At 27.9% G+C, this 26,536-nt stretch carries 26 protein-coding genes and 1 riboswitch; of the genes, 23 read left to right on the top strand and 3 right to left on the bottom strand.

Features of this window, described 5'->3' with window-relative positions; genetic code table 11:
* The first annotated feature begins 779 nt into the window (after positions 1-779).
* Positions 780-838: riboswitch (Fluoride riboswitch) on the top strand.
* Positions 839-1,035: 197 nt separating this feature from the next.
* From TCEL_RS07830 to TCEL_RS07820, 3 genes are read left to right on the top strand one after another with little or no spacing between them, the layout of a single operon-like run.
* Positions 1,036-2,580 (top strand): MutS-related protein, encoded by a 1,545-nt coding sequence (locus TCEL_RS07830; protein ID WP_018662897.1) that lies wholly within the window; start codon positions 1,036-1,038, stop codon positions 2,578-2,580.
* On the top strand, positions 2,577-4,052 hold the full coding sequence (locus TCEL_RS07825) for a MutS-related protein (protein ID WP_018662896.1): 1,476 nt from the start codon (positions 2,577-2,579) through the stop codon (positions 4,050-4,052). Before TCEL_RS07830 ends, TCEL_RS07825 begins: the two co-directional genes overlap by 4 nt.
* A 32-nt stretch (positions 4,053-4,084) precedes the next feature.
* Positions 4,085-5,854, top strand: coding sequence for a dynamin family protein (locus TCEL_RS07820; RefSeq protein WP_018662895.1), 1,770 nt, complete (start codon positions 4,085-4,087; stop codon positions 5,852-5,854).
* 153 nt (positions 5,855-6,007) lie between these two features.
* Here TCEL_RS07820 and TCEL_RS07815 read toward each other — a convergent pair whose 3' ends face one another.
* The gene (locus TCEL_RS07815; RefSeq protein WP_018662894.1) at positions 6,008-6,709 is read right to left on the bottom strand and encodes a PHP domain-containing protein; all 702 of its coding nucleotides are present in this window, start codon (positions 6,707-6,709) and stop codon (positions 6,008-6,010) included.
* An 85-nt stretch (positions 6,710-6,794) separates the two neighbouring features.
* On the opposite strand from TCEL_RS07815, the gene TCEL_RS07810 reads away from it, so the two are divergent.
* The 10 genes from TCEL_RS07810 (at position 6,795) to TCEL_RS07765 (ending at position 15,103) form a co-directional block, all read left to right on the top strand.
* The gene (locus TCEL_RS07810) at positions 6,795-7,124 is read left to right on the top strand and encodes a tRNA-binding protein (protein ID WP_040683978.1); all 330 of its coding nucleotides are present in this window, start codon (positions 6,795-6,797) and stop codon (positions 7,122-7,124) included.
* A gap of 132 nt (positions 7,125-7,256) precedes the next feature.
* On the top strand, positions 7,257-8,114 hold the full coding sequence (locus TCEL_RS07805) for a DegV family protein (protein WP_040683780.1): 858 nt from the start codon (positions 7,257-7,259) through the stop codon (positions 8,112-8,114).
* Between the two features lie 234 nt (positions 8,115-8,348).
* On the top strand, positions 8,349-8,897 hold the full coding sequence (locus tag TCEL_RS07800) for a hypothetical protein (protein WP_040683779.1): 549 nt from the start codon (positions 8,349-8,351) through the stop codon (positions 8,895-8,897).
* 195 nt (positions 8,898-9,092) lie between these two features.
* Positions 9,093-9,530, top strand: coding sequence for a hypothetical protein (locus TCEL_RS07795; RefSeq protein WP_018662890.1), 438 nt, complete (start codon positions 9,093-9,095; stop codon positions 9,528-9,530).
* 340 nt (positions 9,531-9,870) lie between these two features.
* Complete coding sequence (locus TCEL_RS07790; protein ID WP_018662889.1) at positions 9,871-11,292, top strand: Na+/H+ antiporter NhaC family protein; 1,422 nt, start codon at positions 9,871-9,873, stop codon at positions 11,290-11,292.
* A 225-nt stretch (positions 11,293-11,517) separates the two neighbouring features.
* The gene (locus tag TCEL_RS07785) at positions 11,518-12,867 is read left to right on the top strand and encodes a Na+/H+ antiporter NhaC family protein (RefSeq protein WP_018662888.1); all 1,350 of its coding nucleotides are present in this window, start codon (positions 11,518-11,520) and stop codon (positions 12,865-12,867) included.
* Between the two features lie 52 nt (positions 12,868-12,919).
* On the top strand, positions 12,920-13,798 hold the full coding sequence (locus TCEL_RS07780; RefSeq protein WP_018662887.1) for a DMT family transporter: 879 nt from the start codon (positions 12,920-12,922) through the stop codon (positions 13,796-13,798).
* 115 nt (positions 13,799-13,913) lie between these two features.
* Positions 13,914-14,399 carry a YbaK/EbsC family protein gene (locus TCEL_RS07775; RefSeq protein ID WP_018662886.1) on the top strand — a complete coding sequence of 162 codons (486 nt, stop codon included), beginning with the start codon at positions 13,914-13,916 and terminating at the stop codon, positions 14,397-14,399.
* A gap of 120 nt (positions 14,400-14,519) precedes the next feature.
* Positions 14,520-14,723, top strand: a complete 204-nt coding sequence (locus tag TCEL_RS07770) for a hypothetical protein (protein ID WP_018662885.1) — start codon at positions 14,520-14,522, stop codon at positions 14,721-14,723.
* A gap of 56 nt (positions 14,724-14,779) precedes the next feature.
* Positions 14,780-15,103 (top strand): GNAT family N-acetyltransferase, encoded by a 324-nt coding sequence (locus TCEL_RS07765; RefSeq protein ID WP_018662884.1) that lies wholly within the window; start codon positions 14,780-14,782, stop codon positions 15,101-15,103.
* A gap of 41 nt (positions 15,104-15,144) precedes the next feature.
* Here the strand turns inward: TCEL_RS07765 and zupT are convergent, their stop codons facing one another.
* Complete coding sequence (gene zupT / locus TCEL_RS07760; RefSeq protein WP_018662883.1) at positions 15,145-15,948, bottom strand: zinc transporter ZupT; 804 nt, start codon at positions 15,946-15,948, stop codon at positions 15,145-15,147.
* Positions 15,949-16,182: 234 nt separating this feature from the next.
* On the opposite strand from zupT, the gene TCEL_RS07755 reads away from it, so the two are divergent.
* Together TCEL_RS07755 and TCEL_RS07750 are read left to right on the top strand one after the other, a co-directional pair.
* Entirely contained in the window at positions 16,183-17,529 is a 1,347-nt protein-coding gene (locus TCEL_RS07755) for a sulfurtransferase (RefSeq protein WP_018662882.1), read from the top strand.
* A 48-nt stretch (positions 17,530-17,577) separates the two neighbouring features.
* Positions 17,578-17,958, top strand: coding sequence for a hypothetical protein (locus TCEL_RS07750; RefSeq protein WP_040683777.1), 381 nt, complete (start codon positions 17,578-17,580; stop codon positions 17,956-17,958).
* Positions 17,959-17,963: 5 nt separating this feature from the next.
* On the opposite strand, the gene TCEL_RS07745 is transcribed toward TCEL_RS07750, so the two are convergent.
* Positions 17,964-19,022: a (Fe-S)-binding protein gene (locus TCEL_RS07745; protein ID WP_018662881.1), complete on the bottom strand. Its 1,059-nt coding sequence runs from the start codon at positions 19,020-19,022 to the stop codon at positions 17,964-17,966.
* Between the two features lie 228 nt (positions 19,023-19,250).
* Here TCEL_RS07745 and TCEL_RS07740 point away from each other — a divergent pair, with 228 nt between their 5' ends.
* The 8 genes from TCEL_RS07740 (at position 19,251) to orr (ending at position 26,525) form a co-directional block, all read left to right on the top strand.
* The gene (locus TCEL_RS07740) at positions 19,251-19,928 is read left to right on the top strand and encodes a TVP38/TMEM64 family protein (RefSeq protein WP_018662880.1); all 678 of its coding nucleotides are present in this window, start codon (positions 19,251-19,253) and stop codon (positions 19,926-19,928) included.
* A gap of 10 nt (positions 19,929-19,938) precedes the next feature.
* On the top strand, positions 19,939-21,171 hold the full coding sequence (locus tag TCEL_RS07735; protein ID WP_018662879.1) for an ABC transporter substrate-binding protein: 1,233 nt from the start codon (positions 19,939-19,941) through the stop codon (positions 21,169-21,171).
* Positions 21,164-22,045: an ABC transporter permease gene (locus tag TCEL_RS07730; RefSeq protein WP_018662877.1), complete on the top strand. Its 882-nt coding sequence runs from the start codon at positions 21,164-21,166 to the stop codon at positions 22,043-22,045. The genes TCEL_RS07735 and TCEL_RS07730 overlap by 8 nt, the downstream gene beginning before the upstream one ends.
* Before the next feature lie 10 nt (positions 22,046-22,055).
* A complete protein-coding gene (locus TCEL_RS07725; RefSeq protein WP_018662875.1) occupies positions 22,056-22,838 on the top strand; it encodes an ABC transporter permease in 783 nt (260 codons plus the stop codon).
* Positions 22,839-22,853: 15 nt separating this feature from the next.
* Positions 22,854-23,873 carry an ABC transporter ATP-binding protein gene (locus TCEL_RS07720; RefSeq protein ID WP_018662874.1) on the top strand — a complete coding sequence of 340 codons (1,020 nt, stop codon included), beginning with the start codon at positions 22,854-22,856 and terminating at the stop codon, positions 23,871-23,873.
* Between the two features lie 18 nt (positions 23,874-23,891).
* The gene (locus TCEL_RS07715) at positions 23,892-24,506 is read left to right on the top strand and encodes a CDP-alcohol phosphatidyltransferase family protein (protein ID WP_018662872.1); all 615 of its coding nucleotides are present in this window, start codon (positions 23,892-23,894) and stop codon (positions 24,504-24,506) included.
* A 25-nt stretch (positions 24,507-24,531) separates the two neighbouring features.
* Positions 24,532-25,329 (top strand): N-acetylmuramoyl-L-alanine amidase family protein, encoded by a 798-nt coding sequence (locus TCEL_RS07710; RefSeq protein ID WP_018662870.1) that lies wholly within the window; start codon positions 24,532-24,534, stop codon positions 25,327-25,329.
* Between the two features lie 128 nt (positions 25,330-25,457).
* On the top strand, positions 25,458-26,525 hold the full coding sequence (gene orr / locus TCEL_RS07705) for an ornithine racemase Orr (RefSeq protein WP_018662868.1): 1,068 nt from the start codon (positions 25,458-25,460) through the stop codon (positions 26,523-26,525).
* Positions 26,526-26,536: the final 11 nt, after the last annotated feature.

Raw genomic sequence — 26,536 nt, 5'->3', positions numbered from 1 at the left:
ATTTAAAAATAAAATTATTACAATACTAATATAAAAAACATTGGAAAAATATACAAATAAGTATATAAAAAAATTAGATTTTATTATGTAACTAAAGATGTAAAAAATAAGAAATATTAATATATAAGCAAGAATCCTTAATGTATTTGAAACAAATTCATTTTTTTGAATAAAAAACAAATTAATATCTATTTCAATTTTATTTTTTAGTAAAAACTTAAAAATATACATAAATAAAAGATTTAAGAACAAAAATAAAAAAATTACCAAGAATATTCCTAAAATAACTCCTGTACCATTTTCAGTTGAATTATCATAGCTAATATCTGTTTTTACAATCATATATAAACTTATACAAACAAGAATAAAAGAAATGAAATATAATTTATATATATTTTTTTTATTTACTTTCATGAAAATCCCCCTATAAACATTAACTAAAGATAATAATTCTATAAATTATATTATTTTCCTTTAAAACAATATAATTTTATAACAGTTAGTATTAGCACAATTATAAATGACATCCATATCATTTACAACTTAACTTAAAAAATTATGAATGCAATTTAAATTAATAATTATTACAAATCCATGTATAGATTAATTATATTATATTTCTGAATTTCTTAATACATTATTTTGAACAAGTTTTATTTATTAAGTTAAAGTACTGGGATTTGTAAAAATATGTTGGAACTATAAACCATATTTATTTTATAGTAGGAATTTTTTATTGATTTTATAAAAATAAGGTGTTAAAATTATTTTAGAATTAAAAGTTAATAGGCGATGGAGTTCGCCTAAATGCTGATAAGCTAATGACTCCTACAAATGTTTTAAAACATTTGTAGGGGTTTTTTTGTTATCATTTTTTACATTAATTTATAACTTGCTTTTTATGTAGATATGTATGACAGAAAGTAGTTAACTTAATTAATATTTTAAAACTGTAGATTAGATAGTTTAGTATTGAGTTTTAATAGAAAAGGCAAACTATAGCTTTCTATCTATGATCAAGGGAGGGCTGCCTATATGTTTTACAGTATTCTTTTTAAGACCAAAGAGCAGCATGAACAAAAAAGATGTACAGATGAACCAGATTGCTTTAAGGATTTGAATCTTAATCAGATTTTTAATCAGGTTTTAAAGAATAAAAAGGAGTTTAAATTAGAGAGTTTATTTTATACGCCTTTACAGGATGTGGAAATTATATCTTATCGTCAAGAAGTAATGCACGATTTAGAAAATGAAAAACTTCGTAGAATTATCAGTAACTTTTCCAAAAACATTTATAATATAGACAAGAATATGATAAAGATAACAGAAGCACTTACTTCAAAAAAAAGTTATGAGAATAATTATTTAACAAGGGGTATGTTGCTAAATTGTGCCGAAAAATATTGTACAGAGATCAATAATTTAGTAGATGGACTTAAAGAAAATAAACTACATTCAGAGGGATTAAATTCTTTTGCAGAATATCTTTTAGATTACATTGAATCAGATACTTTCAAGGAGTTCTATAGCCATGTCATTAGGTTACAAAATCAGCTTTCTACAGTGGAATATTGTATGTATATTAAAAATGGAACAATTCGTGTTCGTAAATATGAAGGAGAAATCGATTATTCTCAAAAGCTATTGAAGTGCTTTGAAAAGTTTAGACAAGGTGAAGTTAAAGATTACCATAAAAAATTAGATGAAGAGCCTATTGCTACTCATGTAGAAGCAGAAGTATTAAATATGGTTGCTAGTTTATACAAAGATATTTTCACTGATTTGAATATTTTCTGCGAAAAATATATGTATTTTATTGATAATACAATTTCAAGGTTTGCTTGCGAAATACAGTTTTACCTTTCGTGGCTAGAATATATCCTTCCATTACGTCAGGTAGGTCTACCTTTTAACTATCCAAAGTTAGTTGACAATGCTGAGCATATATATGTTCGTGAAGGTTTTGATCTTGCACTTGCCTTTATAACAAGAGAAAATACAGTTACCAATGATTTTATTTTAAATACACCAGAACGTATCATGGTTGTTACTGGCCCCAATCAAGGGGGAAAGACTACATTTGCACGTGCTTTTGGACAAATGCATTGGTTGGCATCTCTTGGTTTATGTATCCCAGGAAGTGAAGCAACTTTAAATATTTTTGATAACATTTTTACACATTTTGCTAGGGAAGAGGATTTATCATCATTAAATGGTAAATTACAGGACGATCTTATAAGGCTCCATGATCTGCTTAAAAAAGCAACAAATAGAAGCATAATAATTGTTAATGAAATATTTTCATCAACAACATTATCAGATGCATTAGTACTAGGTCAATATATGATGGATGCTATTTCTAAGATTGGAGCTATTGCTGTAGTTGTTACTTTTCTTGATAAATTAGCTTACCATGGGGAAGAAACGGTTAGCATGGTTAGTATTGTTAATGAGTCTGATCCTACAGAGAGGACATATAAAATTATAAGAAAACCACCAGATGGTCTTGCCTATGCTATTCATATTGCTAACAAATATAATCTTACCTATGAGCAGATTTGTAGGAGGCTGAAAAAATGAAGGTTAATTTGATGTTTCGTAATAAAGATTTTGTAGTTAAATCTGAATCAGACTCTATTATTGATACCCTTGCGAATGATCTTGGATTTAAATATATTATTTCAAATATGTCACAGGGGGATAAAATAATTAGCAATGCATGTACCACAGCACTTTTTAATCCTTTACAGTCAATAGATGAAATCTGTTATAGACAGGAAAATCTAATTGATGCATTAAGAAAACCTGATGTAATTAGGCAACTTTATGATATAACTATTGAAACTGAAAAGAAGAGAAAGAATTCATTCTATTGGTTATCTTCTTCATATATATCAAGCGTATATTCAAATGCAATAGGTCTGCTAAAAATATATATTGAAATGCTGATGAAACTTCGTCGTATAGCAGATAAAGAAGTAGCAGGTTTTCAATCAGAGGGGTTTTTGAATTTTTTTACTATGCTACAGAGAGAACTAAATGATGATTATTTTGCTGAAGTAAACTCACATTTGAATGAATTAAGTGAAAGTAATGGAATGTTAATTAGTTCTAAATTAGGAAATTATCTTCAAGGGGTTGGATATGTTCTTAGATGTAAAAATCAAAAAGGATTTTGGCGTAAATGGACTTTTGCTCCATCCTATACAATAGCACCACGTGATGATATAGGAGCAGCAGATCTTGGGAAACGCCGTGATCGTGCTATAAACGAAGTATCTAACGCATTAGCACAAGCTGCTGAACATTTAGAGAGTTTTTTTGCTAAACTACGTAATGAGTTAGCCTTTTATGTCGGATGTATAAATTTAGCCAAAAGCCTTAAAATGATTAAGATGCCAATTTGTATCCCTAAACTTATTCCAATTGAGCAGAGAAAACGATCATACCGTAATTTATATGATGTGGGACTTGCTTTAACCAAAAACGATGCCATAGTTGGAAATGATATAGATACAACTGATAAGTTACTTTATATTATTACTGGAGCAAATCAAGGGGGTAAATCAACTTTCCTTAGAAGTATAGGGCAGGCACAATTAATGGCACAATGTGGTATGTTTGTTGGAGCGGAAGAGTTTTTAGCACCTATTAGAAATGGAGTATTTACCCATTTTAAAAAGGAGGAGGACTCATCTATGAAAAGTGGAAAATTGGATGAGGAACTCTCCCGTATGAGTAAGATAGTTGATGTTATAAGTTGGGGATCACTTGTTCTTTTTAATGAATCTTTTTCATCTACTAATGAGTATGAAGGTTCAGAAATATTCAGGCAAATAACAAAGGCATTAATTGATAATAATGTTGAAGTGTTTTCTGTTACACATTTTTACACATATGCCACTGATTTTTTGAATGAAAAAAATACTGAATTTCTAAGGGCAGAGCGTTTAGAAAATGGAGAACGAACCTTTAGAATTGTTAAAGGAGAGCCGATTAAAACAGCTTTTGGGGAAGACTTATACCGAAAGATTTTTGCGGATAGTTTATAGAAGGATGAATTGTGTTTTAAAGAAATGTTTTAATGATTGAAGTTAGATTAGGAGCAAGTAGATTTAAGAGGTATTATAAATGCAAAAGTTTAAAAAAATACCATTATGTAGAATGGGGTGATCTTATGGATGATGTAATTTTAAATATATTAGAAAAAGCTGAAAAATTATTAGATACTTCTAACATGTGTAATGATTTTGCTGAAAAAATTCAGCAATTGAAAGGGAAAATAAAGAATAAACATATTGTTATATCTGTTGTAGGACAGTTTAAAAGAGGAAAGACATCCTTCATAAATACAATTTTAGGAAAGGATATTCTACCTGTTGGAATAATACCTATAACTTCTGTAGTAACTAAATTAAGATATGGATTACCTCAAGCAAAAGTAGTGTTTAAGAATGGTGAAGAAAAAGAAGTTGCTTTTGATTCTTTACATAAATATATAAGTGAGCAAGAAAATCCTAAAAATAAAAAAGATGTAGAATGTGTTGATATTTATTATCCCTGTAGCATTCTAAAAGATGGAATTATTTTGGTGGATACACCTGGTGTTGGTTCTATTCATAAACATAATACTGAAGTCACTTATTCCTTCTTAAAGGATAGTGATGCAGTAATTTTTATGCTTTCGGTTGACAGCCCTATAAATGAAATAGAAAAGGACTTTCTTTATTCAGTTAGAAAATATGCATCTAAATTTTATTTCGCAGTCAATAAAATAGATATGATAAGCGAAAAAGAACTTGAAATATATTTAAAATATTGTGAGAAAGTTTTATGCGAAACAATGAATGTAGAATCTGTTGTTATTTTCCCTATTAGTGCTAAAGATTCAACAGGTACAGAAGAAATTTTATCTTGTATAAAAACAGATATTCAAACTTCTATTGACGATATATTAATTGAATCTGTAAAAATAAAAACAAAAGATATATTAAATAATGCATTATCAAGGATAGATTTATATATAAGTGCCTCTAAAATTCCTCTTGATGACCTTGAATCTAAGGTAAATGAACTAACGGAGAAGCTTAAGGATTTAGATAAAATTAATGATGAAGTTTTTTATCGTATCAAAATGTGTTCTGATAGTCTTGTACAAAATATAGAAAATATTTTAATAGAAGAATCAAAAAAGATTATAAAGGAAACAGAATTAATCTTTAAAAATATCTATGAGCAAAATATAAATGAAAAACCAAAAAAGTTAGAAAAAGAATTTAAAAAAATTGTAGAGACTCATCTATATGATAGTCTTGAAAAAATGAATAATGAAGGTTTATCAAGTTTAGAATTGAATTACAAAGAAATGATTGATATTTTTAATAGTAATATTGATGTAATAAAAGCATTTATATCAGAAAAATTGTATGAAATTTTTAATGTAAAGTACAACTATGAAAAAACAGAATATCTTCTTTCAGAGAAAGAGGATTTTTATGTAGACATCAACCATGAACCTATTACATTTTTTATTAACATGAATAATTTTATATATTTTATGCCCAAACGTTATGCGAATAAATCTATTTACAAAAATTACTTAGATAAGATGAAAGATATTGTTGAGCGAAATAAAAATAATATGCTTTATAACTATAAATATAAAATAAATGAAAGTCTTCGTACTTTTAATTACACCTTTAACGACGAATTAGAAATGCTTAAAAGTGAAGTAAAAAATATATTAAACAAAGTAATTTCTATAAAAGAGAATAAACGAGAAGAAATAATAGAGGAACTAAAACTGCTAAGTAATGTTTATGAAGAGCTAAACAACATGCTGACATCTTTATAACTTAATAAAATTAGTATACATGATTATGATTTTATATGGATTAAAAGTATTTAGCTCAAAACCTCATAGACTCAAAATTTAAGGGACAGTTCTAAAAAAGCAACTGTCCCTAAATTTTTTATGTTGATTTTAAAGTTAGGAAATATTAAAGAATTATAAGTAGTTTAATGCAACATAGCCAGAATTTTTTAAAAAAAATTCTATTTCACTATTATTAAGATAAACAGATCCAATAAAGCTATGTTTAGAATTTTTGTTTTTTATTGAATGAAAATCGGAACCTGCAGTATAAAATGAAAATTTAGTTAAAGCGATGTTTATAAAATATAAAGATGTGTTAAAATCTGTATAAGAGTATTTAGCCTCAATACCATCAAAGGGGAAACGTAAAATTTGGTTTATGTTTTTACTAGATATTCGCATTGGGTGGGCTAAAACAACTGATGCGCCAAAACATCTTAACAAATTTATTCCCTCAATAACAGATAATTTACCATCCTTACGTTCTAGATTGATATAATTACCTAATATTTTTCTTATTGTTTTATATCTATGTGATTTAATAAGCATTAGAACTTCCTGAAATGTGTCAATTTGATATAAACTATTTTTAAAATAGCCTAATAAATGAATACTTTCATTGTTGAACCTAGTTGAAAGTTCAATAGCAGGGACTACTGATACTCCATAGTTTCTACCTGCTTCTATTGCTTCTTCTATCCCAGCTGTTGTATTATGATCAGTAATTGAAATAACATCGATTTTATTTATTTTTGACAAAATAACTATTTCGGTGGGGCTGTATTTACCATCAGAAGCATTGCTGTGGATGTGAAAATCTCCTTTATTTAACATAATTACCCCAACTATACTTAAGTAATATTACTACATATATATGCTAAAATATGTAAGGAGTTGATTAAATATGAATAATGACAATATGACTACTTTTGATGACTTTAAAAAATTAGACATCAGAGTTGGTGAGATCATAAAAGTTGAGTTTTTTAAAAAGGCTAAAAATCCAGCATATAAGTTGTGGATTGATTTTGGAGATGAAATAGGTATAAAAAAATCTAGTGCTCAAATAACTAAATGTTATAAGGAAGAAGAACTTTTGGGCAAGCAAGTTTTGGGTGTAGTAAATTTTCCTCCAAAACAAATTGCAGATTTCATGTCAGAAGTATTGGTTTTAGGGGTATATGCTAAAGATGGAGTAGTATTAATACAACCAGAACGTCCAGTTAACAAAGGAGATAAGCTTGGATAGTTAATATATACCTTATAATCTATGATTAGTCGAAAAAGATTGAAAAATGACGAATATCATGGTAAAATTTTAGGAGAATGATAAATATTCTCAAAATAGCTTATAAAAAAATAAAAGAAGTGAGTGGGTAAAATGTCAGTAAAAATTTTAACAGATAGCACAAGTTATTTAAATGATCAAATATGTAGAGAACTAGATATTAAAAAGATTTCACTTAGTGTATCTTGGGATGACCTAAGCATGAAGGAAGTTGACATCAATAATGAGGAATTTTATCGCATGATGGAAGAAAAAGGGATACCAAAGTCTTCACAACCTTCAGTTGGAGAGATGTTTGAAGAGATGAAAAAGGTTGTTGCAAATGGAGATAGCCTTGTTTGTATTTTTCTTTCATCAGAAATGAGTGGTACATATTCATCGGCACTTATGGTAAAAGAGATGGTGCTTGAAGAATATAAGGATGCAAAAATAGAAATAATTGATTCAAGATCGAATTGTATGCAGCTTGGTTTTGCTGTAATTGTGGGTGCAAGAGCCGCTAAGGAAGGTAAAACATTAGATGAAGTTGTTGAAATTGTAAATCAAAACATAAGAAGAAGTAGGTTTTTGTTTATACCAGATAATCTAGAATACTTAAAAAAAGGTGGAAGAATAGGTGGTGCTAAAGCACTTATTGGAAATCTTTTAAAGATTATTCCTATACTGACGGTTGAAGATGGAAAAACCGCAGTTTTAACTAAGGTTAGAACTAAGAAAAATGCAGTAGCAACGATGGTTGATAAGGTTGTTAAGGATAGTTCTATTTATGGTCTTAGGGAAATTGTTGTTCATCATATAAATTGTTATGAAGAAGCACTAGAGCTAGCAAAACTTGTGGAAGAAAAGCTAGGGGTTAAAGCAGAGATTGTAGATATAGGACCTGTAATTGGATTGCATGTAGGCCCTGGGGCAATAGGACTTGTTTATTATACAGAAAAGGATATCAGATAATTTAAATAATGTATAAAAAAGCCTTGATTTTCAAGGCTTTTTATTTTTAATGTAAGCTGTAACTTATGTAAGAAAGAAAAAATTGTTTAAAGTATAGTACTTAATTTATTATTTTATAAATATTTATATAATGTGAATTAATTTTTATGTAGGAAATCTTATGAAGCTAAATTGAGAAAAATTAAAACACTTTAAACTAAAAAAATTAAAAATAAAAGGGAGTAGGTGTTTAAAATGATTAAAGGGTTACTTCAAACTATTGAAGATTGTGCCAATAAACTTATATATAGCCAAAGTAATCAAGAGAAAAGTAGTTGGCATAAATTGTCTGGAGATATAGCTGTTAGAGTTTTAGCAGAATTTATAAGTCATGAAATAGATTCAACAAAAGAAGTAAGTCAGCCTAATGCATTTATTGAAGGCTGTCCTACAGAATTTGATTTACTTATAGTTAAAAAAGGTTCAAGGCCAATTTATTATAGTAATTGTTATAAATCAGAAGATGTTTTTGCTGCTTTAGAGATAAAACATAAAGGAATATTTCATGTATCTGATGCACAAAAGATAAGAGATAATTTTGATAGAGCTAAAAAGCTTTTTCCACATATTGATTTTATGTACGTTACCATTTCTGAACGAGCAAGTGTGAAAAATCCTACTAGTATTAACTATTTTGACGTAACTTTAAAAACATTAGACCCATTTCCTGCCTATTGCTTCTATGATAATGCAACAAAAACAATTAGAAAACAGGATTGGGATGATTTTGTTAGACACTTATAAATAAATTAAATTTAAAAGCCTTGTATATTCTTGTCTACAAGGCTTTTTGTTTTGAGAAGTTAATTGAATATAAGAATTTTTTTATAGAGAAGGAATGTTACATTTTTACACGAATATGTATTTAAGATTAAGTGGTAAATTTTAGAGGACAAAAATAAAATAAACTGAGTTATATAATAAAAGGTTGGTGGGGTTATGGGAAATAGCGACAAATATAATCCTAATGAAGATTTTTATAGAGATTTTGATATTGAAATAATATTAGGTTCTCTTATAAAAAGTAATTTAGATTTTATAGGAACTAAACAATTCTATGTTATAGATAAGTTTCAGCTATATTCCAACAACATGTTTAATATAGGAAGATGCTACTTTTATATAAAGGATGAAGATGGAGAAATTAAGTATCCTCTTTTAGTAACAGAAGAAGAATACAAAAAATATGATATTGGAAGTCAATTTAAAGAAATGGGTTTAGTAAAATTAAATAAGCAAGATATCATATTGCCAACAAGAGCAACAAATGTGCAAGATGCTAAAAAAGAAATAATGTTTACAACCTATAAAGAATTATTTGAGGTGTTTATATTAATTATTATATTGATTTTAACTATATATTTTAAACTAAAATAAGTGTTATATTATTTTGAATGTAGGGGTAATGTTAAAGTGATATGGCAAACATATCACTTATGTTTTTTTTATGATACAACAATAATCTAAGAATGATACGAACTATTTTATTAGATAGTTTAAATAAATTAAAGTAATCCCTTCCAAGAGCTTTTTAGTATTTATATTCGGAAGGGATTATTTTATTATTTTATTAAGTTTAATATTTACAAAAAATGGATCACATTATGTTGAAAATATGAAAATATAATATACTATTAAAGTTTTTATATTGGGGGGGTGAAAATATTAATTTATTCTAATTAATTTTTTGAAAAAATATTACTGTGGGGGGATAAAAATGCAAAATGAAAAGAAAAAATTAGAGTTTTATGGCGGAGAATGGGTTTCATTTTTACCTTTTATAGTTTTTATTGGGATGATAATTTTAACAACTTTCTATTTTAGGTCTATTTCGGATGGGGCTCTTTGGGTACCAGCTTTTATGGCATTAGTTGTTGCATTCTTTTTTGCAAAAGATAAAAGACTTTATGGTGAAACTATTATAGAAGGTATGGCTAGCAAAGAGGCAATTATTCCTGTTGTTTGCTGGATTTTTGCAGGTGTTTTTTCAAGAATATTAAGAGCCTCAGGATTAGCTAAAGGGATTGCAGGGCTTGCAGCATCTATGGGAATTGGTGGAACAATGTTTATAGTTATATCATTTATAGCTTCAGCAATATTTGCAACTGCTTCTGGAACAGGTTTTGGAACAATAGCTGCAGGTATGGGAGTACTATATCCAGCGGGTATAGCTTTAGGTGCACACCCAGGATTATTAGCTGGAGCTATTGTTTCAGGAGGAGCATTTGGAGATAATCTTGCACCTGTTTCAGATACAACTATTTGTTCAGCAACTTCGCAGGGTGTAGATGTTCCAGGTGTAGTTCGTTCAAGGTTAAAATATGCTTTAACTGCAGGTATGCTGACTATAATTGGTATAGTAATTGTTGGGACAGGTTATAGTGGACAATACAACTCGGTTACAAATATTGAATATAATCCAATGACATTATTTATGTTGATTCCTGTTATTATTACTATTTGGATAGCAATTAAAACAGGCGACATAATTATTGCTACAACTATTGGTTCAGTACTTGCAGCTGCAACGGCTGTACTGACTGGATTAATTGACATTATCCAAATTGATCCATCAAGTGATGTTATTAAACCTGCATTAATTAAAGTTTATGGTTCAGGGCTAGATAGGACCGTAGATGGTGTGATTTATACAGGTATAAGCAGTATGATACAAGTAAGTATTCTTGCTATACTTCTATTTGGTTCTATTGCGATAATGAGAGCAGGAAAAGGAGATGAAAAGTTATTAAATGCTTTAAGTAAAGTTGCAAAAGGACCAATAGGAACTGAAGTTATTATATCAATAATGATAATTGTTCTTTCTGCTTTAATGGGATTAAATGCTCCAGCTATATTAGCTGTTGGTGCTTCATTTGCTAAGCCTCTATCTCAACGTTATAATATAAGCCCATATAGAACTGCAAATCTATTAGATGCAACTTCTTGTACATTAGTGTACTCACTACCTTGGACTCCAGCAATAATTTATACTATTGGTTTTGCAAAGGATAGTGCACATCCTTTAAGTGCATTGGATGTAACTCCTTATGTAATTTATGCTTATGCAATGTTAGTTGTAATGTTAATTAGTATATTTTTAGGTATTGGTAGAAATGATAATTTAAAAAATAAAAAATGATTTTGAGAATTTTTATTGTGCATAATTGATTAAAGAGAGGAATATCCCTCTCTTTAATTTTTATAAAAAGTAAATATTCTAAATTAATTATTAATGAATATATAAATTATGCATCATGTTGTGCTTAACTATATGTGTATATAAATAAATTAATTTAATTATGTTAATAATTACTGATCATGTTATAATAAAATTATTACAGGGGATTAAATAGGGGGAAAAATTATGATAAAAAATAGTTTAAGGCCTTTTGAAATATATGGGGTAATAATTTTTTTTGTTTTATCGATTATTTTTTGTATTTCAGTAGACATTTCTATGGCATATGGTTTCATAGTCAGTTTAGTAGCATATACTTTATTTTTCATAAAAAAAGGATTCAAATGGAAAGATTTATTTTTTATGATGTTAAAAGGTTTGAGGGAATGTAAGATTTTATATGTTCTAATACTACTTATTGGAGCTACTGTTTCCATTTGGCTTTCATCTGGAATTGTTCCTTCTATGATATACTATGGGTTTAAATATATGGCAGGTACTAATTTCTTATTTGCCGCCTTTTTGCTCATATCATTTAGTGCAGTATTCATGGGTACTGCAGTTGGTACTGTAAGTACTATAGGTGTTGCAGTTCTCGGAATTGGTTTAGGCTTTGGAATCCCATCAAATGTTCTTATTGGAATGATTGTATCTGGGGCATTTATTGCAGATAAAATATCTCCAATATCAGGTCTTTTAAATTTAACATTATCAACAACAAATACAAGGTATAAAAATGTTTTAAAATCAATGAGCGTAACTTTAATACCAACCTTTATAATTACATCAGTTATATACTATTTATTAGGGACAAGGTTTGCAGGAAATATTGATTTATCAAGCATAAACTCTCTGCAGACTAGTATTGCCAATTCTTTTTATGTATCTTCTTATCTGCTATCAGTTCCAGTTATTATGGTTTTAATGTCAGCATTTGGTGTTAAAATTATATATTCTATATTAGTTTCTTTGTTTGTAGGAATTTTAATAAGTTCTTTAGTTCAAGGCTTTTCTATAGTTCAGATTATTGATTTTATAATTTTTGGTTTTAAGATTAATACAGGTTCTTCCTTAGATAGAATATTAATTAGCGGTGGAGTTATATCAATGATTGAAGTGCTTATTATTGTTATAGGGGCTATTTCTTTGAGTAGTATTATAGAGGGTACAGGTGTTATTGATTTTTTTATAGATAAGTTTTTTAAAAGGATAGAAAGTAAAAGGGAGTTGGTTTTAAAAACTGGATTAGTTAGTAGTATTTTAACAACAATAACCTGTGATCAAACTATGGGAATTGTATTGCCATCAAGAATACTATTCCATGAATATGAAAAATTAAAAATAAAAAAGGAAATACTTGCAAGAACTATATCAGATACAGGAACAATTATTGCACCATTGATGCCTTGGAATGTAAATGCACTTTTAATTGCAATTGTAACTGGTTCATCTAAAGGGTATATACCCTTTGCAGTATTATGTTATATTGCACCTTTAGTTACTATATTAGTTTCATATTTAGATTTTGAGTTATAAATCTTATTATTGCTGTATACTTTCAATTTAGTATAGGATGGGGGAATATATCATGAAAAGGGCTATTTTAAGTATTTTATTTACAGCTTTTGTTTTTAGTACTCTTGAGGTTGCAGGTAAAGTGATTTCAGGCCAGCTTAATGCCTTTCAGGTGACATTTATAAGATTTTTGATAGGTGCTTTGATTATTATGCCCTTTGCGATTAAGGATATTAAAAAAAGGCAATTGATCCTAAAAAAAGACGATTTTATATTTCTCTTACTTGAGGGAATACTTTGTATTCCAATATCAATGGCACTTCTGCAGCTTTCGGTTTACTTTACAAAGGCATCGACTGCAGCTGTAATGATGAGTATAAATCCTATATTTATGATTATTTTGTCTCATTTTATATTAAACGAAAGGATTAACAAAAAAACTATAGTTGCTATGATTATAAGCTTTGTTGGAGTTTTATTTATATTTAATCCACTTAAGTTGAGCTATGATATAAAAGGGATGCTTATTGCCCTTTTAGCAGCAGCAACCTTTTCATTGTATAGTGTTTTGAGTAAAAAAAGAATTTCAATTTATGGTGGTTATATATTCAACTTTTTTAGTTTTTTGTTGGGAGATATAGTTTTACTTATTCTTCTTTTAATATTCAAAGTTCCTATACTTCAAGGCATAAGTTACAAAAATATTCCTATTTTACTGTATATGGGTATATTTATAACAGGTTTAGGCTATTTATGTTATCTTTATGCTATTGAAAAGACTAATGCGGCAATATCATCATTTGTATTTTTTATAAAGCCAGCCCTTGCACCTATTCTGTCAGTTATTATAATTAAAGAAAGATTATTATTAAATGTAATCATAGGTATAGTGTTTATTATTTTAGGAACGGTATTTGCATTTGGGAGAAATTTAAAATTTATAGATAATTAAGATTTAAGTGATATGGTATCCATATCACTTTTTGTTTATGCTTGTAAAATTTGAATAATATACTAAAATTATATTAAAAGTTCTTAAAACTTTACAAAACCAAGGGGTGTTATATATGTCTATAGAAAAAGTAAAGGAATATTTTAGAAAATTCGATAAAGAAAAAGATATAATGGAACTTAGTACATCAAGTGCAACAGTTGAATTAGCAGCAAGAGCCTTGAATGTAGAAGAAGGAAGGATAGCAAAGAGTCTTGCACTTAAAAAAGGAGAAGAAGTTATTATGTTGGTTACAGCAGGTGATGTAAAGATTGATAATGCCAAATTTAAATCCGAATTTGGAGTAAAACCAAAGATGCTTTCGGTAGAAGAAACATTTGAATACACAGGGCATGAGGTAGGAGGGGTATGCCCTTTTGCATTAAAATATAATATACCTGTTTATTTAGATATATCACTAAAAAGATTTCAAACAGTTTTTCCTGCCTGTGGAAGTCATAATTCAGCTATCGAACTTACTTGCGATGAGTTAGATTTTTATTCTAAAAATAACAAGTGGGTTGATGTTTGTAAGAACTGGGGTAAAAAGGAGATAGAATAGATGAAGTAATAATATGTAAAATATTGCATATTACATTATTGGCATAAGATAATAACATTTACAAAAATAATTATTATGTTACAATTTAAATAGAGACAATGTTAGTCTATAGGAGGCGTTATGAAAATACAAAAGGAAATGATTTTGCTTGATATTGTAGAAAAATATCCTGAGACAGAAGATGTTTTTCATATGTATGATGAGGTAGCAGGGGTATGTATTTTATGTTCCAACTTATTTGATTCTTTAGAAGTTGTAGCAAATAAGTATGATTTGGATTTAGAAAAATTTTTACAACAACTAAATAGAGCTATTAAAAAATAAATTTGTGTAGTAAGTAATTTAATAAATAAATTAAGGTGCAAAAGGAGGAGCAAAATATGAACTGGAAATTTGAAAATGGACGTATATATAGTGTAGATGAAAAGGGAGAATTAATGGCAGAGACAACATATGTTTTAAAAGAAAATGGAGAGGTGGATATTGATCATACCTATGTTAATCCAGTTTTAAGAGGACAAGGTGTAGCCTCAAAAATGATGGAGGTTGTTGCAGAGTTTTTAAGAGAAAAAGGGTTAAAGGCAACAGCAAGCTGTTCTTATGCAAATAATTGGCTTCTAAAGAACAAAGATAAGTATTCAGATATTATATCAAAGGACATAGAAAACGAAGCTATTGCATGTAAAATAGGTGGAAAACATTAATTAATAAAAAATGTTGAGGCTTAAAAACCTCAACTTTTTTATTACACAAATAGCAATATGCTTATTGACATTATTATCATACCACTAACAAGTCCATATATACAAAGATGATGTTCGCCATATTCTTCTGCAGATGGTAATAATTCATCTAAAGATATAAATACCATTATTCCAGCTACTGCAGCAAAAACAATTCCAAATACAACATCATTTATAAATGGCATTAACACTAAGTATCCTACTAAAGCTCCTAAAGGTTCAGATAAACCTGAAAGAAGGGAAAATAAAAAGGCTTTTCTTCTACTTCCTGTTGCATAGTATATAGGAAATGATACAGCTATACCTTCAGGTATATTGTGAATGGATATTGCTATGATAACTGGTATTGCTAACTTTGGATGTTGGAGTGAAGAAATAAAGGCTGCAATACCTTCAGGAAAATTGTGAATTGTAATTGCAAATGCAATAAATAATCCTGTTCTTAAAAGCTTGGCATTTTTTCTAATGCAGTTATCTTCAATTTCTTCTATTTTGTATACTTCATGAGGATTTTCAGCGCTTGGAATTAACTTATCAATTAATGCAATTATAAGCATTCCTAAAAAGAATGATATTACTGTTATTAAATATCCTGTCTTTGTTCCAAGTTCAGCTGTTAACAAGTTTCTTGCTTCAGAAAAAATTTCAATCATAGAAACATAAATCATAACTCCAGCAGAAAAACCAAGGCTAATTGAAAGGAATTTAGTGTTTGTCTTTTTGGCAAAAAATGCAATAGCACTTCCTATACCTGTTGATAGACCTGCTATAAGTGTAAGTAAAAAGGCTAGTAATATGCTGTTCACTGTCATCACCTCTTTATGTTATACAGTATGGCTAATTTATTTCATAAAATAACTAGTAGCATATTACATATTTTATATTAATGATTTTTAAGTGTAAATGAATTCTTTTTTATAGAAAAAATTATTATTGATGTTTTCAATATGTTAAGATGTTTTAATAGATTTTATCTATTTTACTTATATAGTTTTAACATATTATAATAAAATTGTATTTTTACTTAGGAGGGGATTTTTTTGAAAAGACTTATATCAATAATTTTAACAGTATTATTTGGAGTTACTTTTTTGACAGGTTGCTCACAAAACAAACAAACTTCTAATTTAAAATTTAAAGAAATTAAAACTGAGGAGTTAAAAAATAATTTAGAAAACAAGGATTATGTTATAGTTGATACGAGAATTAATGATGCATATAATGGGTGGAAACTTGATGGGGTAAAAAGAGGTGGACATATAAAAGGGGCAACTGATTTTGCAGCAAATTGGGTTGATGTAGATGTAGCAAATAAGGAAAGTAAGTTGTTAGAAATAGCAAAGAATAAAGGAATAACTCCAGATAAAAATGTAGTCCTATATGATGCAAATGGTAAGGATGCATTAAAGGTTGCAGAGTTTTTAAGTAAAAACGGATATAATAAAATATATATTTATGATGTAAAGAAATGGGCAGAAGATGAAAGTCTTCCAATGGTAAGCTATAAAAACTACCATATGTTAGTTCCTGCAGTATGGGTTAAGGATTTAATAGATGGTAAAAATCCTGAAACTTACTCAGGAGGTCCTGTAAAGATATTTGAAGTAAGCTGGGGAGATGAGTCAAAGGATTATAACAATGGACATATACCAGGTGCAGTACATATAAATACAGATGAAGTAGAAGAAGGACCTATGTGGAATAGATTATCTGATGATAGGCTAGAGAAATTTGCACTTAACAATGGAATTACAGCTGATACAACTGTTGTTCTATATGGAACAGATTCAATGGCTGCCTTTAGAGTAGCTGCTATTTTAAAATACATGGGAGTTAAAGACGTTAGGGTATTAAATGGGGGACTTTCAGCTTGGGTTAGAGAAGGATATCAACTTGAAACAAAGAAAAATTCCAAGAGTCCTGTTCAATCATTTGGAGCAAAGGTTCCTGTAAATAAAAATTATATTATAGATTTAGAAGAAGCTAAAGAAATATTAAACGACAAACAAGGAAGTTGTTTAGTTGACATTAGAAGTTGGGAAGAATATATTGGAAAAACTTCAGGTTATGATTATATAAAAGGAAAAGGTCGTCCTCAAGGTGCTGTATGGGGACATGCTGGAACAGATCCAAATAATTTACAAGATTTTAGGAATATTGATAATACAATGAGAAATGCAAATGAAATATTATCATTTTGGAAGGAATGGGGAATAACACCAGATAAGAGACTTTCATTCTTCTGTGGAACAGGTTGGAGAGCAGCTGAAGTATTATGGTATGCTGATGTAATGGGCATTGAAAATATATCATTATATGATGGTGGATGGAATGAATGGTCTAATACTAAGGGTCTTCCTATTGAAGTAGGAGAACCAAAAAGGTAAAATAAAGAGGATGCATTAGCATCCTCAAATTTTTTAGTGGGTGATGTTATGAGGAGAATTATACATTATATTTTATCTTTAACACAAATATTATTGTTTTCTGTTTCTTTAATTTTACATTATCTTTCGGATAAAAAAATGGGTGTTGCAAGGTATTTAATTTTTAAAAGGAGTGAATGGGAGAAAAGTTTTTTTAGTAGCAATTTGATTAAAATTTATATTATTTTAGCTTTATTGTTATTTATAGTATTAGTGATATTTTCAATTGTTAAGTTAAAACAAAAACTACTATTTGCTATTATTTTAAATGTTGTTTTAGTTTTTTTACTAGTAAATAAATCAATACATACTTTAAAAGCAGGATACTTATTTATTATTGCTATTGTGTTATGTATTTATATAGAGTTAATTAAAATAGTAATAAAATAAAGCCCTTAAAGGGCTTTTAATTTTAATCTGTTAATCCATGACCTATGTGTTTTATTAGGTCCTTTAGGGGTTAAATTTCCTTCTAAGAATATCAATTCTAATAAATGATAAGAATATTTTATATTTGATAAGGAATCTCTACATCCAGCACAATAGGTTATAACGTTTTTAGAATTTATATTTGATTTTATGTTATTTAAATTGTCATTGTATAGCTCTTTATTCACTATATGAACACAACCACCCAATCCACAACATTTAGAAACAGTAGTTTCCATATTTTCAATTTTTAAATTTAGTTTTTTTGTAATTTCTCTGATACTTTTTTTTATATTTTCGTCTGCTGAACAAGAATCAAATATATAGAATTTATCTTCAAGAGTTAACTTAGGTAATTCAAAATTATTTATTTCTTCCCAAAGTGAAACAATATCTAAATTAGGAGAGTTTTCTTTGAGTGTTTTATAACAGGTTTGACATGCAGTTATTATTTTATTTATATTTTTTTTATTTAAAGATGTATAAAGGGAATTATAAATTTCATTAAATTTTTTAATTTCGCCAATTGAATACGACGGATTACCGCAACATCTTAAAATTAAATTAATATCATTATATTTAATTTTTAATAGATTATATATTTTCATTACTAAAGTTGGACTATAGGAGGATAAACTACAGCCTGGCATAAAACCTATAGTTGCATTACCTTTAATCGTAGTAAAAATTTTTGAATTAGAAAGCATTTGGTGGTTTCGAATTATTGAGTGTTTAATATGAGGACTTTTTTTATTTTTGGATATTTCCTTTTTAAGTTCAGTAAACAAAACACCAAAATCTATGTTATTAGGGCATATTTTACTACATGTATTACAAGAGAAACAATAATATGGTAAATAAATATCAATGTCATTTTCAATAGACAAGTTTTGAAAGAATATTTTAGGATTTTTAATATATTTCTTTAAGAATATACAATGATTTGTACATAAATTGCATCCATAACATTTATCATTGTATTTTTCAACAATATCCTTGATTTTTAAAGAGAACTTGTATTTCATTTTATCATCCTTTTTTAAAGAATTTTGATTATATATAAAATAACTTATGTTTTATGATAAATTATAATTTACAAGTGGTCAAGCATATGGAAAATTAAAGCTTATTTAAAATTTTAATAAACCAAATAAATGAATAGATATTTTCAATAGTTAATATATCCCAATAAATTGAAAATTAAGTTTGTTTTGATAAAATATTAGTGAGTTTAATGTGATAGGGGGATTAATGTGAATAAAAAAATAAATAAAATGTTTCTACTAATAGCATTATTGTTTTTATTTGTTATTTGCTATTATATGGGTGGATTTAATTATTTTAAGGATATAAATAAACTGAAAAATTCACTCAATAATTTAGGTAGATTAAAATATTTAATGTATATATTCGCTTATATAATAACCGCGGTATTTTCATTGCCAGCAAGTATTTTAACAATTGTAGGTGGTATTATATTTGGGCCATTAATTGGAGGTATTTTGGCTTTAATTGGAGCAACTATTGGTGCACTTGTTTCTTTTTTAATTTCAAGATATTTATTTAGAGATTTTATTGTAAGTAAGTTTAAAGATAACTTAGTTTTTAATAAAATTGAAGAAGGATTTAAAAAAAATGGTAAAGACTTTCTGATACTTACTAGATTACTACCTGTTTTCCCATATAATATTCAAAATTATGCTTATGGAATAACTAACATAGATGTTTCAACATATATAATTATTTCATTTATTACTATGGCACCTGGTGCTTTTATTTACACATATTTGGCAGATGAGATAATAAATAATGGATTATCAAATGTCCTTTACATTAAGTTGTTAATTTTTGGTGTGATATTATTCTTATTATCTCAAATACCAAAGATATTAGCTAAAAAGAAAGGGATAGATATAGCAACTTTAAAATAGAGGTGGAAATATGATGTTTAAGAAAAGTATTTTATATGTGTTATTATGCTTAGGAATGTTTTTAAATTTAGGATGTCTAAAGGATAAATCTGAAGTAGATATATCATCTAAAAATTGGGATGAAATTTTAAAGTTAGCTAGTGGAACAAAAGTGACTTTTTATGGTTGGGGTGGAGATGAGAATATAAATAGATGGATTGACGAGGTAGTTGCAAAAGATATTAAACAAAAATATAACATAACTTTAGAAAGAGTTCCCATGCTTCCTAATGAATTTTTACCTAAATTGCTTAATGAAAAGCAATTAGGAAGTGAAGGAGTTATTGATATTGTTTGGATTAACGGTGAAAATTTTTTTAATGCTAAAAACCAAGGTTTACTTTATGGACCCTTTGCTTATAAATTGCCTAATTTTAATAAATATGTTGATAAAAATTCTTCTGATGTTTTATATGATTTTGGTTATCCAGTTGAGGGGTTTGAAGCACCGTATGGAAAGGCACAATTGGTATTGATTGGAGATACAGCTAAGTTAGACTATTTACCTAAAAATCATAAAGAATTATTGGAAATTGCTAAGAAGTATCCAGGTAAAATAACTTATCCTGATGCTTCAGATTTTACAGGAAGTGCGTTTATAAGAAATATAATATATGATGTAGTTGGATATGAAGCTTTAAAGGATATAAAACCTAACAAGGAAGATGTAAAAAAGGCAATAAAACCGGCTTTAGATTTTTTAGTGGAGTTAAAACCATATTTGTGGAGACAAGGAAAAGCGTATCCTTCAACATTAGCACAGCTTGATAATATGTTTTCAGATGGAGAGGTTTATATAACTATGAATTATACCCCTTATCATGTTTTAACAAAAATAAATGAGGGTGATTTTTCTAAAACTGCAAAGGCTTTTATATTCAATAAAGGGACAATATCTAACACACACTTTTTAGCTATACCTTTTAATGCTCCAAATAAGGCAGGGGCCTTAGTTGTTATAAATCATTTATTATCTCCAAGTATTCAGGCACAAAAATATAATCCAAAAACTTGGGGAGATTTGCCAGTAATCTCTTCTAACTTATTAAATGAAGAAGAAAAGAAACTATTTGAAAATGTAAATTTAGGAAAAGAAGCCATACCTCAGGATGTTTTAGTAAAGCATAGTATTCCTGAAATGAGGGCTGAACTTATTCCAATAATAGAATCTCTATGGAGGGAAGTAGTGTTAGCAGATGAATAAAAAATATAAACTAATTTTTCCATATTTATTGTTGTTGCCAGTTTTATTATTTATATTTGGTATATTTATTTTTGGTATAGTTAATATATTTTTACAAAGTTTTGGCTATTTCCCTGCTGTTGGGCTAAAACTATTTAGTTTAAGGTATTATAAAGAGATCTTAAAAGACCCTAATTTTTTTTATTCCTTAAAGTTTAGTTTATATATATCTTTTATTTCATCACTTTTATCAGTTATATTGGGTGTTTTATTAGCCTACTTATTTTTAAGTACATATTTAAATGATAAAGCTAAATTTTATAATATATATAAGATTTCTGTAATTGTTCCACATACTATTGCAGCATTTTTGGTTTTTACTATATTTTCTCAAAGTGGTTTTCTATCTCGAATATTTTTTAGATTAGGTTTTATAAATAATATGGTAGAGTTTTATCCAATGACGTTTGATACTAAGGGGATTGGAGTAATATTAGCATATGTTTGGAAGGGAGCACCTTTTATTACTTTGATTACTTATGATATATTAAAAAAATTAAGTGATACTTATTCTAAAGTAGCATTAAATTTAGGAGCAAATAATTTTCAAGTATTTTGGTATATTCTATTTCCATTAGTCTTACCAACAATATCATTAGGTTTTATTATTTTATTTACTTTTTCTTTCGGGGCCTATGAGATACCTTATTTGTTAGGTCCTTCTAAACCAAAGGCATTACCTGTTTTAGCATATATATATTATAAGAGTGTTAATTTAAAAGATCGTCCATACAGTATGGTAATAAATGTGTTTATTATTTTGTTTTCTCTTGTATTAGCATTTTTATATATTTTGTTAAACAAAATTATAAAAAAACATGGAATAGATAGATGAGGGTGTTGAAGTGAATATAAATAAAATTTTAGTAAGAATAATTGCTTTATTATTATTTTTTCCTATTTTATTTATGGTATTTTTAAGCTTATCTGGTGCTTGGCCTTGGCCATTTTTAATGCCTAAAAGCATAAGTTTAAGAGGATATTTATATGTATTTAACCCTTCTACAAAAATATTAAAAATTTTAATAAATAGTATTTTGCTTTCCCTTATAGTAACATTTATTACAATAGCAATAAGTTTGCCAGCTGCGAATGCATTGGCTTTTTATGATTTTAAAGGCAAAAATATAATAAAAGTCTTATTATTTTTACCTTTAATTGTACCAATGATTGCTGTTACAATGGGAATACATTTAATTTTTATACGTTTAGGTATAGTCAACACATATTTGGGTGTAATTTTAATACATGTTATACCTGGCATTCCCTATGGTGTGAAAATACTGCTTAATGTTTTTGAATTGAAGGGTAATAAAATAGAACTACAAGCTAAAATTTTAGGAGCTTCAACTTGGCAAGTATTGAGGTATATTACAATTCCAATAATAATGCCAACACTTGTTGTTGCAGGAAGTGTAATATATATCATATCTTTTACTCAATATTTTATTACATTTTTGATTGGTGGAGGGAAGATTATAACTTATTCAATTATTTTGTTTCCTTTTGCAGAATCAGGTGATAGGACTATATTATCAGCTTTAAGCGTAATTTTTGTAATATCTGTTTTAGCTATAATCTATTTGAGTGAAAAGTTAGTTAAAAAAATTTATAAAAACTATATTTAGGTAGAGTGAGGTAGCATGTCAAATATAAAGATATTTAATGTATATAAATATTATAATGGAAGGGCTGTTTTAAAAAATATTAATCTTGATATAAATGAAGGTGAATTGGTTGTATTGCTTGGTCCAAGTGGTTCAGGGAAAACAACCCTTATAAATGGTATTGCGGGAATTATATCCTTTGAAAATGGAGAAGTTTATTTTAATAAAGATTTAATGAATAACGTTCCAATAGAAAAAAGAAATGCAGCATTAGTTGATCAAAATTTATTATTATTTCCTCATATGACTGTATATTCTAATATTGCTTTTGGACTTAAAATGAGGAGATTAGATAAACAAATTATTGATAAAAAGGTAAAATTATTAATTGATTTAATGGAGTTAAGTGGACTTGAAAAAAAGTATCCTTATCAATTGTCAGGGGGACAAGCACAAAGGGTTGCGATTGCAAGAGCATTGGCTATTGAGCCTAAGGTGTTATTGTTAGATGAGCCATTATCAAAACTTGATAAAAATTTAAGAAGAAATATGCAGGAGTTTATTAAGGAGCTGCAAAAAAAATTAAATATAACAACTATAATGGTAACTCATGATCTAGAGGAAGCATTTATTGTTGCAGATAAGATTGCTTTATTAATTGATGGAGAGATAAAACAATATGACACTCCAGCAAATATATATGAGAAGCCAGTTTCTAAAGAAGTTGCAGAATTCTTTGGATGTAGCAATTATATTTATGGCAAAGTGGAGAATGGTAAATTTATTTCAGATGTTGGGGTATTTGATGTAAATGTTTCTAACTGTCAATATGCAACGTATATGTTTAGACCAGAACAAATTATTTTAGGGGAAAAACAAAAAAATAGTTTAAAGGCATGCATAATTAAAAGACAATATTTGGGTGATAGAGTAAATTATATAATTGATATAAATGGTAATAAATTAGTCTGTTCTTCGAATAATAAGAATTTAAATATTGGTGATATAGTCTATATAAGTTTGGATTTTGATAAAGCTATATGTTTTTTTGAATGAATTTTAGGGAGGAATTTTATGTTAGACACTAAAGCTAGAAGGATAGTCCAGCCTATTTTTGAAGGAGTAGCAAAGCTTTTTATAAAATACAATATCGGAGCAAATAAAGTAACTCTACTTGCTTTAGTTGTTGGGTTACTACCATCTTTATTTTTATTAATAAATACAAATAAGTTTATACCTATTCTTTTTTTGTGGTTATCTGGTTTTTTGGATGCAGTTGATGGGACAATTGCGAGGAAAACAAACTCATCTACTCCATTTGGGACAGTAATGGATATAGTTTTTGATCGAATTGTAGAAGTTGCATTAATAATTTCATTAGCACTTAAATATTCTACTTACCATCTATCTTTTGTTATTTTATCCTGTAGTATTATATTGTCTATGACAATATTTTTAACTGTAGGTGCAGTATCTAATAAAGTTAGTGAAAAAAGTTTTTACTATCAAGCTGGCTTAATGGAAAGAACAGAAGGTTTTATCATGTTTACTTTGATTATTATATTTTCAAATTATGCTGACTTAATAGCCTTTGTATTTGCAGGCACAATAATATTTACAGCAATTCAAAGATTTATAGAAGCTTATAATCATCTAAGCAAAAGGGAATTTATTCAAAGAAAAAAATGATATTAAATAATATGAGGTGGCTAAAGTGAACAAAAGGTATAAAATTATTATATTATTTATTTTGTTAATATTATTTTTAAGAATAGGTTATGTTATACTATTTAAAAATCAATTGAATTTAGTAAATGCATATACACTTTCTAGTCTTACTACTATTAAATCTAATAATATAAATTTCAAAAATACAAACAAAAACAAAGTTATTGTAATTGATCCAGGGCATGCATGTAAAACCCTATTAGAAAAAGAGCCTATTGCACCTAACTCAAAAGTTATGAAGCCTAAAAATGTTATAGGTGCAGTTGGGATAGTTACTAAAACTCCTGAGTATGTTATAAATCTAAAGGTTGCATTAAAACTAAAAAAGTATTTAACTGACGCTGGGTATAAGGTTATTATGACAAGAACCACAAATTCTAAAGTAATTAGTAATATTGAAAGAGCTGAAATAGGAAATAAAAATAATGCTGATTTAGTTATTAGAATACATGCAGACTCGTCTAATGATAAATCTATGAAGGGTGCATCCATGTTAGTTCCAGGAGATGTTGGGTATGCTAAAAAAATTTCTACTATAAGTAGAAAGTATGGCGAGATTTTATTAAATAGAGTAATAAAAGAAGTAGGAATGGAAAACAGGGGAGTTATAACTAGAGAAGATTTAACAGGGTTTAATTGGTCAAAAGTTCCAGTGGTTTTAATTGAAATGGGATATTTATCAAATCCATCTGAGGATAGACTACTTTCTTCAGAAAAGTATCAAGATAAAATAGCTAGGGCACTTTTTAAAGGTGTTGAGGAAATATTTAAAAATAAAAATTAAATGACAACAATTAGAAGAGACACAAATTTGGTGTGTCTCTTTTTGTTTTTATTCAAAAATTTTTTAAAGTAATCAATAGGGCTAGATAAGAATATATTTTAATAAAAATGCACAAAAGGGGTGGGGTTATGGGATATCCTGTTGTAGAAATTTATAGGGAAAAGATAAAGGAAAATGCACAAAACTTAGTAAAAGAGTGTCATTTAAGAGGAATTGAAGTAGCAGGAGTTGTTAAGGTGTTTGGTGGGTATAAAGATGTTGTTGAGGCTTACATAGATGGAGGAGTAGATTTAATAGCAGATTCAAGAATTGAGAATTTAAAAGGATTTAATGAATTTAACGTACAGAAAATGCTAATTAGAATACCAATGAAAAGTCAAGCGGAAGAGGTTGTAAAATATTCAGATGTAGCTTTAGTTTCAGAAATAGATATAGTAGAGGAGTTGAATAAATATGCTAAAAAACACGGTAAAATATATGATATTATTTTGATGATTGATGTAGGAGATTTGAGGGAGGGAATATTTTTTAAGAATAAAAATGAAATAGAAGAATGGGTTAGGAAAGTAGATATGTTTAAGTATATAAATTTAAAAGGAATAGGAACTAATCTTAATTGTTATGGAGGGGTTATTCCAAGTACAGAAAACATGAATTATCTTGTTGAAGTTAAGTCAATGATAGAGAAGTTGCTTGATCGAAAATTAGATGTTATATCAGGAGGCAATTCTGAAAATATAAAGTTAATGAGAGAAAATGGGATGCCAAAGGAAATAAATCAACTAAGGATTGGAGTGGGAATTGCACTAGGTATAGGTTTGTATGATAAGCCAATAGAAGGGCAGCATACAGATACAGTAAAATTAATTGCTGAGGTTGTTGAAGTTAAAGAAAAGCCTTCTGCACCTATTGGAGAATTAGGAATTGATGCATTTGGAAGAAAACCAACATTTATAGATAAGGGTATAAGAAGGAGAGCAATATTAGGTATCGGAAGACAGGATGTAAGTCCAGAGCATATAGTTCCTATAGATAATAAAATAGAAATTATAGGAGCAAGCAGCGATCATTTGATTATAGATATTACAGAGTCTAACAATAATTATAAATGCGGAGATGTGGTAGAGTTTAATTTAACATATGGAGGGTTATTAGCTGCAATGACATCTAAATATGTAAATAAGAGAATAGTTTAAAAGCCCTATAA

This window comes from Thermobrachium celere DSM 8682 (genome assembly GCF_000430995.1).
Classification (GTDB): domain Bacteria; phylum Bacillota; class Clostridia; order Clostridiales; family Caloramatoraceae; genus Thermobrachium; species Thermobrachium celere.
The sequence above is the reverse complement of the archived record's forward strand: the minus strand, read 5'-3'. Positions and strand labels throughout refer to the sequence as shown.

Coding starts and splice junctions, on each gene's coding strand:
- TCEL_RS07830 (WP_018662897.1), top strand. CDS start 1,036: ATGTTTTACAGTATTCTTTTTAAGACCAAAGAGCAGCATGAACAAAAA.
- TCEL_RS07825 (WP_018662896.1), top strand. CDS start 2,577: ATGAAGGTTAATTTGATGTTTCGTAATAAAGATTTTGTAGTTAAATCT.
- TCEL_RS07820 (WP_018662895.1), top strand. CDS start 4,085: ATGATTGAAGTTAGATTAGGAGCAAGTAGATTTAAGAGGTATTATAAA.
- TCEL_RS07815 (WP_018662894.1), bottom strand. CDS start 6,709: ATGTTAAATAAAGGAGATTTTCACATCCACAGCAATGCTTCTGATGGT.
- TCEL_RS07810 (WP_040683978.1), top strand. CDS start 6,795: ATGACTACTTTTGATGACTTTAAAAAATTAGACATCAGAGTTGGTGAG.
- TCEL_RS07805 (WP_040683780.1), top strand. CDS start 7,257: ATGTCAGTAAAAATTTTAACAGATAGCACAAGTTATTTAAATGATCAA.
- TCEL_RS07800 (WP_040683779.1), top strand. CDS start 8,349: ATGATTAAAGGGTTACTTCAAACTATTGAAGATTGTGCCAATAAACTT.
- TCEL_RS07795 (WP_018662890.1), top strand. CDS start 9,093: ATGGGAAATAGCGACAAATATAATCCTAATGAAGATTTTTATAGAGAT.
- TCEL_RS07790 (WP_018662889.1), top strand. CDS start 9,871: ATGCAAAATGAAAAGAAAAAATTAGAGTTTTATGGCGGAGAATGGGTT.
- TCEL_RS07785 (WP_018662888.1), top strand. CDS start 11,518: ATGATAAAAAATAGTTTAAGGCCTTTTGAAATATATGGGGTAATAATT.
- TCEL_RS07780 (WP_018662887.1), top strand. CDS start 12,920: ATGAAAAGGGCTATTTTAAGTATTTTATTTACAGCTTTTGTTTTTAGT.
- TCEL_RS07775 (WP_018662886.1), top strand. CDS start 13,914: ATGTCTATAGAAAAAGTAAAGGAATATTTTAGAAAATTCGATAAAGAA.
- TCEL_RS07770 (WP_018662885.1), top strand. CDS start 14,520: ATGAAAATACAAAAGGAAATGATTTTGCTTGATATTGTAGAAAAATAT.
- TCEL_RS07765 (WP_018662884.1), top strand. CDS start 14,780: ATGAACTGGAAATTTGAAAATGGACGTATATATAGTGTAGATGAAAAG.
- TCEL_RS07750 (WP_040683777.1), top strand. CDS start 17,578: ATGAGGAGAATTATACATTATATTTTATCTTTAACACAAATATTATTG.
- TCEL_RS07745 (WP_018662881.1), bottom strand. CDS start 19,022: ATGAAATACAAGTTCTCTTTAAAAATCAAGGATATTGTTGAAAAATAC.
- TCEL_RS07735 (WP_018662879.1), top strand. CDS start 19,939: ATGATGTTTAAGAAAAGTATTTTATATGTGTTATTATGCTTAGGAATG.
- TCEL_RS07730 (WP_018662877.1), top strand. CDS start 21,164: ATGAATAAAAAATATAAACTAATTTTTCCATATTTATTGTTGTTGCCA.
- TCEL_RS07720 (WP_018662874.1), top strand. CDS start 22,854: ATGTCAAATATAAAGATATTTAATGTATATAAATATTATAATGGAAGG.
- TCEL_RS07715 (WP_018662872.1), top strand. CDS start 23,892: ATGTTAGACACTAAAGCTAGAAGGATAGTCCAGCCTATTTTTGAAGGA.
- orr (WP_018662868.1), top strand. CDS start 25,458: ATGGGATATCCTGTTGTAGAAATTTATAGGGAAAAGATAAAGGAAAAT.